11 protein-coding genes are annotated in these 13,204 nt (G+C 68.6%); 5 read left to right on the top strand and 6 right to left on the bottom strand.

Going from position 1 to position 13,204, the window contains the following annotated elements:
• Positions 1 to 3: 3 nt before the first annotated feature.
• Complete coding sequence (locus J7024_RS03610) at positions 4 to 783, top strand: AraC family transcriptional regulator (protein WP_124826179.1); 780 nt, start codon at positions 4 to 6, stop codon at positions 781 to 783.
• Between the two features lie 454 nt (positions 784 to 1,237).
• Here J7024_RS03610 and pcaG read toward each other — a convergent pair whose 3' ends face one another.
• The 3 genes from pcaG to J7024_RS03595 all read right to left on the bottom strand — a co-directional run bounded on the left by pcaG (position 1,238) and on the right by J7024_RS03595 (position 3,387).
• Positions 1,238 to 1,831 (bottom strand): protocatechuate 3,4-dioxygenase subunit alpha, encoded by a 594-nt coding sequence (gene pcaG / locus J7024_RS03605; protein WP_124826178.1) that lies wholly within the window; start codon positions 1,829 to 1,831, stop codon positions 1,238 to 1,240.
• Positions 1,832 to 1,834: 3 nt separating this feature from the next.
• Positions 1,835 to 2,542 carry a protocatechuate 3,4-dioxygenase subunit beta gene (pcaH, locus tag J7024_RS03600; RefSeq protein WP_124826177.1) on the bottom strand — a complete coding sequence of 236 codons (708 nt, stop codon included), beginning with the start codon at positions 2,540 to 2,542 and terminating at the stop codon, positions 1,835 to 1,837.
• Between the two features lie 284 nt (positions 2,543 to 2,826).
• Positions 2,827 to 3,387: a YiiX/YebB-like N1pC/P60 family cysteine hydrolase gene (locus J7024_RS03595; RefSeq protein ID WP_124826176.1), complete on the bottom strand. Its 561-nt coding sequence runs from the start codon at positions 3,385 to 3,387 to the stop codon at positions 2,827 to 2,829.
• Positions 3,388 to 3,507: 120 nt separating this feature from the next.
• Between J7024_RS03595 and J7024_RS03590 the strand changes: the two genes are divergently transcribed.
• The 4 genes from J7024_RS03590 to J7024_RS03575 all read left to right on the top strand — a co-directional run bounded on the left by J7024_RS03590 (position 3,508) and on the right by J7024_RS03575 (position 6,181).
• Positions 3,508 to 4,245 carry a helix-turn-helix domain-containing protein gene (locus J7024_RS03590; protein ID WP_124826175.1) on the top strand — a complete coding sequence of 246 codons (738 nt, stop codon included), beginning with the start codon at positions 3,508 to 3,510 and terminating at the stop codon, positions 4,243 to 4,245.
• A gap of 77 nt (positions 4,246 to 4,322) precedes the next feature.
• Positions 4,323 to 5,309, top strand: coding sequence for a pca operon transcription factor PcaQ (gene pcaQ / locus J7024_RS03585; protein WP_124826174.1), 987 nt, complete (start codon positions 4,323 to 4,325; stop codon positions 5,307 to 5,309).
• A gap of 147 nt (positions 5,310 to 5,456) precedes the next feature.
• Complete coding sequence (locus J7024_RS03580) at positions 5,457 to 5,816, top strand: type II toxin-antitoxin system RelE/ParE family toxin (RefSeq protein ID WP_124826173.1); 360 nt, start codon at positions 5,457 to 5,459, stop codon at positions 5,814 to 5,816.
• Between the two features lie 68 nt (positions 5,817 to 5,884).
• Positions 5,885 to 6,181, top strand: a complete 297-nt coding sequence (locus J7024_RS03575; protein ID WP_124826172.1) for an XRE family transcriptional regulator — start codon at positions 5,885 to 5,887, stop codon at positions 6,179 to 6,181.
• A gap of 120 nt (positions 6,182 to 6,301) precedes the next feature.
• Here the strand turns inward: J7024_RS03575 and J7024_RS03570 are convergent, their stop codons facing one another.
• The 3 genes from J7024_RS03570 to J7024_RS03560 form a co-directional block, all read right to left on the bottom strand.
• Positions 6,302 to 7,576 (bottom strand): APC family permease, encoded by a 1,275-nt coding sequence (locus J7024_RS03570; RefSeq protein ID WP_124826171.1) that lies wholly within the window; start codon positions 7,574 to 7,576, stop codon positions 6,302 to 6,304.
• 131 nt (positions 7,577 to 7,707) lie between these two features.
• On the bottom strand, positions 7,708 to 12,234 hold the full coding sequence (locus tag J7024_RS03565; protein ID WP_124826170.1) for a DEAD/DEAH box helicase: 4,527 nt from the start codon (positions 12,232 to 12,234) through the stop codon (positions 7,708 to 7,710).
• 271 nt (positions 12,235 to 12,505) lie between these two features.
• The gene (locus J7024_RS03560) at positions 12,506 to 13,030 is read right to left on the bottom strand and encodes a metal-dependent hydrolase (RefSeq protein WP_124826169.1); all 525 of its coding nucleotides are present in this window, start codon (positions 13,028 to 13,030) and stop codon (positions 12,506 to 12,508) included.
• Between the last annotated feature and the right edge of the window lie 174 nt (positions 13,031 to 13,204).

Raw genomic sequence — 13,204 nt, 5'->3', positions numbered from 1 at the left:
GCCTTGAGAAATACGCTGCTGGATCCCTACGAACATATTCCCCGTAGCGTGGTGGTGACCGCCAACGACTACGCGGCAGGCACGACGTTTCCCGAGCACGCGCACGTGCGCGGACAGTTCGCGTTTGCGTCGCGCGGCACGATCAGCGTGTCGACGCCGCACGGCCGCTGGCTGGTGCCGCCGCAGCGCGCGTGCTGGGTGCCGGCCGGCGTGCGGCACGAGATGACGATGACGGGGCCGGTCACGATGCTGAACACGTTCGTGTCGGGCGATGCCGCGCAGGCGGTGGGGCTGCCGGAACAGTGCGGCGTGTACGGCGTGTCGCCGCTGCTGCGGCAACTGATCGACGATGCGATCGACCTGCCGGCGATGTACGACGTCGACGGCAGGGCCGGCAAGCTGATGGCGCTGCTGGTCGCGGAAATCGCGACGATGCCGCGCCTGTCGCTGCATGCGCCGCTGCCGGCCGACACGCGTCTCGCGAAGGTCTGCCGCCATCTGTTCGCGTCGCCGTCGATCGCGGCCGATCTCGACAAGGTGGCGGCAGATGCGGGCGTAAGCCGGCGCACCTTCACGCGGCTGTTTCGTGCGCAGACCGGCGTGAGTTTCGCCGCGTGGCGTCAACAGGTGTGCATGCTCGCCGCGATTGCCCGCCTGAGCGACGGGCAGCCGGTGACGCGCGTCGCATTCGATCTCGGCTATGCGAGCGCGAGCGCGTTTACGTCCGCGTTTCGGCGCATCCTGGGCGATACGCCGAGCCGGTATCTGGAGATTCGCCGGTAGTCGGAGCGGCGGCGTCGGTGCGGGTTTTCCGCGCACGAAAAAAACGCGCCTGCCGGATCCGGTCAGACGCGCTTAAAGGCACTCGGTCAGAAAAAATGCGCGATCAGCCAGCCGGCGTGTCGCGCATTGCTCGGGGAATTGTTGCCTGTTTCGATTTAATTCCATTGATACGTTGCAGATAGCCAAGCATACGCCGCGTAACGCACAAACGATATTGTGTGCGCCGCACAATTGATGTGCTGTCGCAGCATGCGTTTGAATCGGCTGTTCCGGATCGGGGTCGGAAGGCATCGGCGAAAGGCTTCGGCGGTCGCGGACGGGTGTGTCGCGATGCAGCATCGAATGATGGTGCCGTACAACGAAAAACCGCCGCGTGATGCGATGCCAGTCGGTATCGCGCCACGCGGCGGTTCGATGCAAGGCCGGCTTGCGCCGGCCTGTGCCGGTTCGTGCGTTACACGTCGAAGAACACCGTTTCCTCGGGGCCCTGCATGCGGATGTCGAAGCGGTACACGACAGGGCGGCCCGGCTGCGCATCGCGCTTGGCGACGAGCGTCGCGCGGCGCTCGGCCGGCACCTCGTTCAGCACCGGATCGGCCGCGTTCGCCGCGGCTTCGTCGTCGAAATACACGCGGGTGAACGCGTGCGTCAGGATCCCGCGCATCATCACGGTCACGTTGATGTGCGGCGCTTCGTCCGCGGCGATGCGGCCCGGCTTCACCGTCTCGACGACGAAGCGTTGCTGCGGATCGGTGCCCGTGCCGACTCGCGCGAAGCCCGAGAAGCCGGACTTCGCGATGTCGTCGCGCGATGCCGGGTAGCGGCCCGCGCTGTCCACCTGCGTGAATTCGAGTACGGCGTCGCCGACGATGTTGCCGTCGCCGTCGAACACCTGGCCGATCAGCAGCACGTGCTCGCCTTCGGCGTGCGATGCGGCGATCGTCGGCGTGAACAGGCTCTTCAGGTCGTAATCGTATTGCTGCGGGCACAGGCCGTATGCGAAGTACGGGCCGACTGTCTGCGAAGGGGTTTGCTTCAGCGTCGTCATGGTTCAGCGCTCCATCGGGGTGGCGTCACGGCCGCGCAGCACGATGTCGAATTCGTAGCCGAGCGCATAGCCTTCTTCGGTGATGTCCATCGAGAAGCGCGAGATCAGGCGATCGCGCGCGGCCTCGGGCGTGCCCTGGAAGATCGGGTCGTACGCGAGCAGCGGGTCGCCGGGGAAGTACATCTGCGTGACGAGGCGCGAGCCGAAGTAGTCGCCGAACAGCGAGAAGTGGATGTGATTCGGGCGCCACGCGTTCGGATGGTTACCCCACGGATACGCGCCGGGCTTGATCGTCAGGAAGCGGTAGCGGCCTTCGTCGTCGGTCAGGCAGCGGCCTGCGCCGAGGAAGTTCGGGTCGAGCGGGGCGTCGTGCTGGTCGACCTTGTGCACGTAGCGGCCGGCTGCGTTGGCCTGCCACACCTCGACGAGCGTGTTGCGTACCGGCTTGCCGCCTTCGTCGAGCACGCGGCCCGTGACGACGATGCGCTCGCCGAGCGGCTCGCCGTTCTTCACGGCGTTCTTCGTCAGGTCGTGGTCGAGCGCGCCGAGATCTTCCGCACCGTAGACGGGTGCGTACTGGTCGCGCAGCTTTTCCTTCAGCGGGATCATCGGGCGCGTCGGGCCGCGCTTCACCGACGAACGGTACTCGGGGTGGACATACGCGGGATGCGACGGCCAGTCGCGCGGGGTGAGGATCGTGGGGGAATCCATCGGGCGTCTCCTGATAGGTATTTCGCGAAGTGGATGGCAGAACTTTAGCCAATCCGGAAAGTTATGCAAAATGACCTTTTTTCGCGAATCGCATAACCTTTCGTTATGTTTGGCGGCGCCAATGAAAATCCGCCGGACAGGAAGTCTGTCCGGCGGAAAAGCGATCGGGCTTCGCGTCGTCGGTGACGACCCCGTGCACGGCCCTCCAGCCAGCCCGTCACTGTTTTTTTGATATGTCGTTGTTGTTGTTATCCGGTCTCCCCGAGCGTGCCCGCGTTGCGCCGTTACCGGCAGCCGGGGTCGAACACGATCCCGTCGAATTCGAGTGCCAGCGTGCCGCTGCGCAGCAGCGTGGCTGGCGTCGCGGCCTGTTCGGCGCCGAGCACGTCGGCTACGTAGTTCGCGCAGAACCGGCGTTGCGACAGCAGGGTGAAGCGGTTGCGAAGCAGTGCGTCGATTCGCTGTTCGGCCGTCGTGTGCACGTCGCGCTGTGCTTCGACGGTCGGTGCCGCGATCCGGCGTGCCAGTGCGATGCGTGCGCCGTCGGCGCGGGCGACGAAGCGCGACAGCAGCGTGAGCTTCGTCCGAGCAAACGCGGGCTCGGCGATCAGCGGCTCGTCGCCCGACGTATCGACGACGATCCCGAACCGGTTGGCCCATGCGCCTGCGCTGCCTGTCGCATCCCGGGACGAGCCAGCCACGCGGATGAACACGAGATCGCCGACGTGTGCGCCGGCGGCCAGCGTGCGTACCGTGGCGAGCGGCAGCATGCGATCGGTGTCGCGGGCATCGCGCGAGGCGGTGTGATGCGGGTCGAAGTCGGCGGTTTCGGTTCGGGTGCTCATTGCGGCTCCGTCGGTGAGTGACAGGACGGAGCGGATTATGCAGACAAGTACCGAAAAATGCTTTTATGGATACGTGAGTAGCCTAATATCCAACCTTGAGCATCATTTTTCGATACTGATATGACCGAAACTGCCCAACTCATCGAAACGCTGAAGCGCCAGTTGAAGGCGCAGGGCATGACCTATCGCGACGTTGCGCGTGCGCTGAACGTGTCCGAGACGAGCGTGAAGCGGTTGTTCGCGAGCGGCCGCTTCACGCTGGAGCGCGTCGCGGAGATCGCGCAACTGCTCGGCTATACGCTCGCCGAGCTCGTGCAGGAGGCGTCCGCGTCCGCGCCGCGGCTGCGGGTGCTGACCGAGCAGCAGGAGGCGCTGCTCGTGTCGGACGAGAAGCTGCTGCTCGTCGCCGTCTGCGCGATCAATTACTGGACGGTACAGGACATCGTGTCGGTCTATTGCGTGACGCAGGCCGAATGCGTGAAATACCTGCTGATGCTCGACCGGATGAATGTGATCGCGCTGCTGCCGGGCGACCGGATTCGCGTGCGCGTCGCGCGCGATTTCGACTGGCTGCCGGGCGGCCCGATTCGCCGGTACTTCCATGCGCACGTGCTCGACGATTTCCTCGGCAGCCGCTTCGACGGCCCGGGCGAGACGATGACGTTCTCGCAGGGGATGCTGACCGAAGCGGCTGCCGCGGAACTGGAGCAGGAACTGCGGCGGTTGAGCAGCAAGGCGGCGGCGCTGCACGCGGAGTCGTCATCCGCGCCGCTCGGACAAAAGCACGGGACGGCCTTGCTGATCGCGAAGCGGGTCTGGGAGCCGACCGGCTTCCGCGCGTTGCGGCGTCCTGCGTGACGTATCGCCGAATGCTTGGGACTATCCGGAAAGTTATGCAAAATGGCATTTCATCGACATCCACATAACCGCGCGTTATGAATAACCGTATCGCCGACGGCCGCGTCAAATTCCGGCATCTGCAGTGCTTTCTCGCGGTCGCGCAACTGGGCGGCGTGCAGAAGGCGGCCGAGAGCCTGTCGATCACGCAGCCGGCCGTGTCGAAGACGATCGCCGAACTCGAGTCGATCCTCGGCGTGAAGCTGTTCGAGCGCGGGCGGCACGGCGCGCAGCCGACCCGCGAAGCGCAACTGTTCATGCCGCATGCGAACGCGTGCGTGCTGGCGCTGCGGCAGGGCGTCGGGTTGCTGTCGCGCGAGGGCGGGGCCGCCGCGGCGACGCTGGAAATCGGCATGCTGCCGACGGTTGCCGCGTCGCTTGCGCCCGCATTGATGAAGGCGCTGACCGCACGCTGGCCGCGCGTCGTCGTGCGGATCGCGACGGCCGCGAATGCCGAGTTGCTGGAGCGCCTGAAGGCGGGCGCGCTCGAATGCGCGATCGGGCGTTTGTCGGAACCCGAGCGGATGATCGGGCTCGCGTTCGAGCAGCTGTACAACGAGCCGCTCGTCGCGGTTGTGCGCGCCGGACATCCGCTGCTGGCCAGCGCCGCGCCGGCCGCCGAACTCGCGCGCTATCCGGTCGTGCTGCCGCCGTTCGGTACGTTGATCCGGCAGTCGGCGGAACAACTGCTGGGCGCATGCGGCGCGCCGCCGCTGGATTCGTTCATCGAGGTGCTGTCGGTGTCGGTCGCACGGGCGCTCGCGCTCGAGAACGATGCGGTCTGGTTCGTGCCGCTCTATGCGGCGGAATACGACCTGACGGCCGGTGCGCTCGCGCGTCTGGCGTTGCCGGCCGCGGGTACCGACGAACCGGTCGGTCTCGTGCTGCGCACCGATGCGCAGCCGTCGCCGGTCGCACGGACGCTGATCGACGCCGTGCGTGAAATCGCGCAGGCGCGGTTCGGCGATGCGCGCACCCCACACACGGCGCGCGGTGCGCGCAAGCCGGCTCGCCGCGCGCGGTGATACGCGGTGACGCCTGGCGCTAGGCCGACCCGCCACGCGTCGGCCTGCAGCATTCCCCTCATTGCCTTTCACTGGCCATTCGGTCAGTAGCGAGCTGCGTCGTGCTTGGCATATCGTATCTTGTTTGGTACGCTTTCTGGCAAGACGATGACGAGACAGCAGATTCAGGTCACGCTCGGCGTGCGCTTCTTTCGCACGGCGAGCGGCAACGAGCCGGTGCGTGAATGGCTCAAGCGGCTCGGGCACATCGAGCGAAGGTTGATCGGCGAAGAGATCAAGACCGTTCAACTGGGCTGGCCGCTCGGCATGCCGCTGGTGCGGAAGATGTCGAAGGATCTGTGTGAGATCCGCGTGATGTTGCCGCGACGAAGCGCGCGCGTGCTGTTCACGGTCGTCGGCGACACGATGGTCCTGCTGCACGCGTTCTTCAAGCAGTCGCAGGCGACACCATGCGACGATCTCGACGTGACCGTCGCACGGCTGAAAGCGCTGACGCGCGCCATCTGAATTCACGGCTTGTGCCGGCGCGTACCGTCGCCAGCGCCGGCCGGCAACGCGATGCATTGGAGTACCTTATGACGACCACGAACAATCCGCATATCGGCAGCGATTTCGATACCTTCCTCGACGAGGACGGCCATCTCGAAGCCGCCACCGCCACCGCGATCAAGCGCGTGATCGCATGGCAGATCGCGCAGGAAATGAAGGCGCAGCACATCACGAAAACGGCGATGGCCGCGCGGATGAAAACCAGCCGCGCCGCGCTTAACCGGCTGCTCGACGAAACCGATACGAGTCTGACGCTCGCGACGCTCGCGAGCGCGGCCACCGCACTCGGCAAGCGGCTCAGCTTCGAGCTGGTGCCGGCGTGACGCACGTCACGCGCACGACGAACCGCTGCGCAGCCGGCGGGCGATGAACGCGCGAGCGCTAGAGCGGCGCGTCGCAGCGATCGCACGCACGATCGCCGGCGCACCGGTGCACCAGCGCCGTCAATTGCGCCGGCCGGCCATCCGCAGATAAAGCAGCGCACCGCCAGCGAGCAGCAGCGGGCACAGCAAATACCACCCCGTCGTCAGGAACAGCCCGGCCACGGCGACCAGCGAAACCCACGCGCAGCGATATGCAATGCTGCCGCGCGGCAACAACTTCAGCGCGGCGGCCGCACCGAGCCCGTACACCATTACGAAGCAACCGGACGTGACCAGCACGAGCGGTTTCGGCCCGACGTCCGAGATCGTCGTCGCGGCCAGTGCGACGGCCGCGAGCAGCGCGATCACGCCGAGGCTGCGACGCGGCACGCCGCCGATCTGGCTGCCTTGCGCGAGCCACCCGGGCAGCGCGCCGTCGCGGCCGAGCGCCGCACCGAGCTTGGCCGCGCCCGCGAAATACGCATTCATCGTGCCGAGCGTGAGCAGCAGCGCGGCCGCGGCCGCCAGCACCTGCGCGTGACCGCCGATGCCGCGCGCGATCAGTTCCGCGAGCGGCGCACCCGATGCGCCGGCCGATGGCCCGAGCACCGCGACACTCGCGGCGGCGACCGACAGATACAGCAGGCCGACGACCACGACCGCGATGCCGGCCGAGCGCGGCATGTCGTGCGCGGGCCGGCGAAACTCCGCGGCGAGGTGCGTGATCGCTTCCCAGCCCGCGAAGCTCCACACGAGCAACGCGGCGGCCTGGCCGACCGCGAGCCAGCCGTGCGGCGCGAACGGATGCAGGTTCGCCGCACGCGCATGTGGCGCGGACGCCAGCACGGCGGCGAGCAGCAGCGTGACGAGCAGCGCCGACAACACGAGCTGCATGCGGCCCGATACGGTGACGCCGAACGCATTGGCGGCCGAAACCGTTGCGATCAGCGCGGCGGCCGTGACGATGACCGTCGTATGGCCGCCTCCCGTGACGGCCGCGACGTAGGCGCCGCCGAACATCGCGGCGGCCGGCGCGCCGGCCGGCACCGCGAAATAGAAGCACCAGCCGACGATCGCCGCGGCCTTCGGTCCGAATGCGCGTCGTGCATAGGTCGATACGCCGCCGGCGTCGGGGTAGCGCGCGCCGAGTGCGGCGAAGGTAGCCGCGAGCGGCCCCGACAGCACGACGAGCGCGGCCCACGCGAGCAGCGAAGCCGGGCCCGCCACTTCGGCGGCGAGCGCGGGCAGTGCAATGACGCCGGTGCCGAGCACCGCGCCGATATACAACGCAGCGCCCTGGAAAATGGTGAGCGAGCCCGCGTGATGAGCGGCGGGCGAATCGGCATGCGAAGGCATGAAGGGACGTCTCCGGAAGGCGTGTGTCGGGCATGGATGCCCGTACGTCGAATCGTTCGATGCTATCCGAACGCGCACGACGCTGCAGCCCGGCGTTCAGTAGTCCACGACGTGTCGCCTGTCAGCCGTTGTCAGTAGCGGCGCGCGAGCCGCAGGCGCGCATCCTCGCGCGCGGCGGGCGTCAGGTCGGGCGCGTAGTGGAACGCGCCCGACACGAGCGATGCGACGGGCACGCCGTCGCGGAACAACACGCGATTGCCCGCGAGCGCCGGCACCTTGTCGCCGGGCAGCAGCGTGCCGGCGAGGTTCAGCGGATCGGTGCCGGTGACGCACACGCACTGGCCGTCACCTGGTTGCCGGCGCAGTTCGCGCAGGATCGGGATCGCTTCGGGCAGCGCGAACTGCTCGCCCGCGAGCCCGGCAACGAAGCGGCCGCCGCGAATCTCGCCGCGCGCTTCGAGACGCTGCAGCACGCGCACGAGATCGCGCCAGCTCGGCAGCCAGTCGGCTTCGCGTTCGAGCAGCCGCCAGAACACGACACCATAGCGGCGCAGCAGCGTCCAAACGATGTGTTCGAGCGCATCGGGGTCGGTCGCGGCCGTGTCGCGTTTCGGCGCGGGCGCCCCGTCCGGTGGCGCGACGCGTTGCACGAGCGCCCACCGGCCCGCGTCGTCCATGCCGCCGATCAGTGCGCCGCCGCGTCGCGTGCGCGGCGCATGGGTCGCGCTGCGCTTGACGGCCGGTCTCAGCAGCGCACGCAGCCCCGCGAAGCTGTCCGCGTTCACGAGGCCGGCCGACACGAGTTCGCCGAGCGCCTGTTCGAGTTCGACGGGCAGCATGTGCAACTCGTCGAGCAGCGCATCGAAGAACATCGCACCGTGCGCGGCGAGCGCATCGCGCACCTGTGTCGCGCGTGCGGACAGCGCCGGTTGCGCAGCGGGGTCGCGCAGTGCCTGCCATGCGCCGAGGTGGCGGCGCGGCAGCAGCACGACCGGCGTCGTCTTCACGGGCGTGCCGGCTGCGCGGGCCGGCGCACCGATGCGGGTCCATACGAGCTTGCCGGAGCGGCACAGCTCGTCGAGGCCGCCGGCCGTGTAGTCGGTCAGCCGTGCGGGCAGCAGCGCGTCTTCCCATGCGCCGGCCGCGGCTTCATAGCCTTCGAGCTGTTCGACGACGGCGGCGAGTGCGTCGCGGCCCGAGCCGCGCGTGTCGGGCGTCATATGCTGCCAGTGCAACAGGAAGCGCATGAAATCGGCGCGCTCGACCGGTTCGATCTCGCGACGCAGCCGCTTCACCGTATAGCGATGAATGCGCGCGAGCAGGTGGCGTTCGCACCATTCGTCGACTGTTGCGCCCGGCGTGAAGCGGCCGCGCATCACGTAGCCTTCGCGTTCGAGCGCCGCGAGCGCGGTTGCGATCGCGGAGGGCGGCAGGCCGAGCGGCTGCGCGATCGCATCGAGCGTGAGCGGCCCGAAGCCGGTCAGCCGCGCGCGGATCACGTCGACGAGCGCGGCATCGGCTTCCCACGGCTGTGCACAGGCGGCCGGTACTTTCAGCACGGGCGCCGGGCGCGCGTCGGGATGCAGCGCGCGCAGGCAGACCAGCCGTTCGACCGGCACCCACAGCGCCGCGCCATCCGGCGTGACGAGTTTCGTTGCGCGGCGGCGTCCGGCCAGTTCCGCGAGGCGCTCGGGCCAGCCTGCGTGCGCATGCGCTTCGCGATCGGCGACGCAGGCGAGCGTGAGCAGCGCGTCGTGCATCTCGTCGGCGTCGCGCACGAGCGGCCACGCTTCGTCGCGCACCGCGTCGATCGCGTCGGCGTCGAGCGCGCCGAGATCGTCGGCCGATTCCGGGTCGCTCCAGCGGCGTGACTGCACGGCCTGCGTGCGGCGCTCTTCGAGCGGCGCGTCGTCGAGGAACGCATACGGCTTCGCGTTCAGGATTTCCGCGGCGAGCGGCGACGGCGCGGGCAGGTCGCGCGCGACCAGCTCGATCGCGCCGCTTTCGATCCGGCGCAGCAGCGCGAGCCAGCCGTCGGTATCCATCGCGTCGTGCAGGCAATCGTCGAGCGTCTGGTCGACGAGCGGGTGGTGCGGTATCTCGCGCTCGCCGACGACGTTCTCGAGGCACGCGACCTGATCCGGGAACACGGTCGCGAGCAGATCCTCGCTCTTCATTCGCTGCAGTTGCGGCGCGGTGCGCCGGCCGCCGGTGAAGCGCGGCAGCGCGAGCGCGGTCGTCGCGTTCCAGCGCCAGCGCACGCCGAACAGCGGCGCGTCGAGCAGCGCCTGGATCAGCACATGCTCGGCGCTGGCCGAGCGCAGGTAGCGCCACACTTCGTCGAGCGAGAAGCTGTGCGCGAGCGACAGCGACAGAATGATCGCGTCGTCGGTCGCGGCCGCCTGCAGCTCGAAGTTGAAACTGCGGCAGAAGCGCTTGCGCAGCGCGAGCCCCCACGCGCGGTTGATGCGGCTGCCGAACGGCGAATGGATCACCAGTTGCATGCCGCCCGATTCGTCGAAGAAGCGCTCCATCACGAGCGTGTCCTGCGTCGGCAGCGCGCCGAGCGCCGCGCGCGTGCGCGCCAGGTAATCGGCGATCTGGCGTGCCGCGTCCGGCGACAAGTGCAGATCGTCGGCGAGCCAGCGCAGTGCCGGCGCGAGACGGCTTTCGGCGGTGCCGGTTACGGCGGCGTGGACGTCGGCATCGCGTTGCGAGGCGGCGGTGCTCGTGCCGGCATCCGCGCGTTTTTTTTCGTTGCGGCGGGTTCCGGGTTTTCCGGGTGCATGGCCGTTGCCATTTTCGTCGCCGCCCGCTTGCTTGCGCACATCGGCATGCGCCAGCCGGTCGCCTTCGGCGAACAGCCCGTCGAGCCGTGCGCGTAACCGGCCGACGGCCGCCGACAGCTCGTCGCTGCGCCCGGGCGCCTCACCGAGCCAGAACGGGATGCTCGGCGACTGGCCCTGCGCGTCCTCGACACGCACGCGGCCCGTCTCGACGCGAATGATCCGGTACGACTGGTTGCCGAGCTGGAACACGTCGCCCGCCAGGCTCTCGATCGCGAAATCCTCGTTGACGGTGCCAACCTGGATGCCCTGCGGTTCGAGCAGCACCGCGTAGTCGGCCATGTCGGGGATCGTGCCGCCGGACGTCGTCGCGGTCATCATCGCGTTGCGGCGCCCGCGCACCGTGCCGCCGACCACGTCGCGATGCAGATACGCGCCGCGCACGCCGCGGCGGCTCGTGAAGCCTTCGGCGAGCATCTTCATCACGTCGTCGAAGCGTTCGCGCGGCAGATGCGCGTACGGCGCCGCGCGCGTGAAGCTCGCGTACAGCGCGTCTTCCTGCCATTGCGCGCACGCGACTTCGGCGACGATCTGCTGCGCGAGCACGTCGAGCGGCGCCTCGGGAATCCGCAACGCATCGAGTTCGCCCCGTTGCACGCAGTCGAGCAGGGCCGCGCATTCGACGAGCTCGTCGCGCGACAGCGGGAACAGGCGCCCCTTCGGCACGCCGCCGACGTGGTGGCCGGAGCGGCCGACGCGCTGCAGGAACGGCGCGATGCCGCGCGGCGAACCGACCTGGCAGACGAGATCGACGTCGCCGATGTCGATGCCGAGTTCGAGCGACGCGGTCGCGACGAGCAGCTTCAGCTCGCCGCGCTTCAACCGCTGTTCCGCTTCGAAGCGGTGTTCTTTCGCGAGACTGCCGTGGTGCGCGGCGATTGCGTCCTTGCCGAGGCGGTCGGCCAGATGACGTGCCATGCGCTCCGCCGTGCGCCGCGTGTTCACGAACACGAGCGTCGTGCGATGCGCGGCCGCAAGCGAGGCGATCCGGTCGTACACCTGTTCCCACACGTCGGTTGCCATCACCGGTTCGAGCGGCACGTTCGGCAGTTCGAGCGCGAGGTCGCGTTCGCGCGTGTGACCGGTGTCGACGATCGTACAGTCGCGCGGCGAGTCGACCGGGCCGCCGACGAGGAAGCGCGCGACCGCGTCGATCGGTTTTTGCGTTGCCGACAGCCCGATGCGTGGCACCGTGCTGCCCGTGAGCGCGTCGAGGCGTTCGAGCGACAGCGCGAGATGGCTGCCGCGCTTGGACGATGCGAGTGCGTGGATTTCGTCGACGATGACCGAGCGCACGCCGGACAGCATTTGCCGCCCCGACGTCGACGACAGCAGCACGTACAGCGACTCGGGCGTCGTCACGAGAATGTGCGGCGCGCGCTTGCGCAGCGCCGCACGTTCGGCTTGAGTGGTGTCGCCGGTGCGCACGGCGGTGCGGATCGCCGGCACCGGCAGGCCGAGTTGCGCGAGCGATTCGGCGATGCCGGCAAGCGGCGCGTCGAGGTTCACGTGGATGTCGTTCGACAGCGCCTTCAGCGGCGACACGTACACGACGAGCGTCGCGTCGGGCAGCGCGCCGTCGTGCGCGAGCGCATCGCGCACGAGATCGTCGATCGCGCACAGGAAGGCGGTGAGCGTCTTGCCGGAGCCGGTCGGCGCGGCGACGAGCGTCGAGCGGCCGGCCTTGATGTGTGGCCACGCGAGCGCCTGCGCACCGGTCGGTGCGGCGAACGTGCGGCGGAACCACGCGGCGACGGCCGGGTGGAACACGTCGAGCGCACTGGCGGCGGGGCGGGTGGCGGTGACGTCCATCGGAGCGTTGAAATGGGGGTGCGAGCGCGCGGGCGGCCGCGCGTGAATCGTCAGTGTGCCAGACGACGCGTGTGCGTGCCGGGCCTCGCGAGCGGCGTGAGCGCGCGCGTCGTCGACACGGAGGAAGATGAGGCGCGGCGCCCGCGTTTCAACAGGTGTACGCAGGCGCGGCGCCCGCGAATCGCGGGTGGCCGGTTCAGACGGAGGGGGAGGATGCAGCGCCGGCGACGCGCATCGCGGAGCGAGCGGTTCGCTGTGCGACGCCGCACGACTACACGCGATGAAGCCAGCCGAGCCAGGATTCGAGCAGCGGTGCGCGCTTGCACAGCGATTGCGCGAGCCACAGGGTACCGCCCCATGCGGCAGCCACCACGATCAGGTCGCAATGGCCGCTGTTCCACAGGTTGAGCGAATGACGCCGCCAGATCCACGGTACGCCGAGCGGATTCGGCCAGTCGGCGAGCAGGTGCATCACGCCGCCGCATGCGAAGCCGAACAGCGGTGCGGCCCACAGCGGATACGGATGATGGGTGAGCCCGTGCCATCCGAGCGCGAGCAGCGCGATCCAGCCGATGCCCCAGTGCGTGGCGGTGCGGTGCGTGATCCACAAGCGTCGCTTGCGCGACCACCATGCGAGTTCGAGCCAGTCGGGCGCGGTGCCGCCCGCGACGCCTGCCGCGAATGCGGCGAGCATGCCGGTGTGCCAGAGGCCCGTTGCGCCCGTTTGTGCGACGAGGACGGCGGCGGCGACGCCGGCTGCGATGCCGGTCGCATGATGTGCATTGTGTGAGGCCATACGAAGCGAGACGAGAAAACGTGAAGCGGCGCGTGAACGCAACAAATGATGCGGCGCGAAATCGGGGCGCTATCTTCTCAGATACGCGTGTGCCGCGGGTGCGAGATCGCAGGTTTTTTTACGTGCGGTTCGCGCCCGGCGTGCACGACGCAACTTTCGGTTTTTTGTGCATTG

The organism is Burkholderia sp. WTPI3 (genome assembly GCF_021483755.1).
Classification (GTDB): Bacteria; Pseudomonadota; Gammaproteobacteria; order Burkholderiales; family Burkholderiaceae; genus Burkholderia.
Note: the sequence above shows the minus strand (reverse complement) of the source record. Positions and strands in the feature narration are given on the sequence as shown.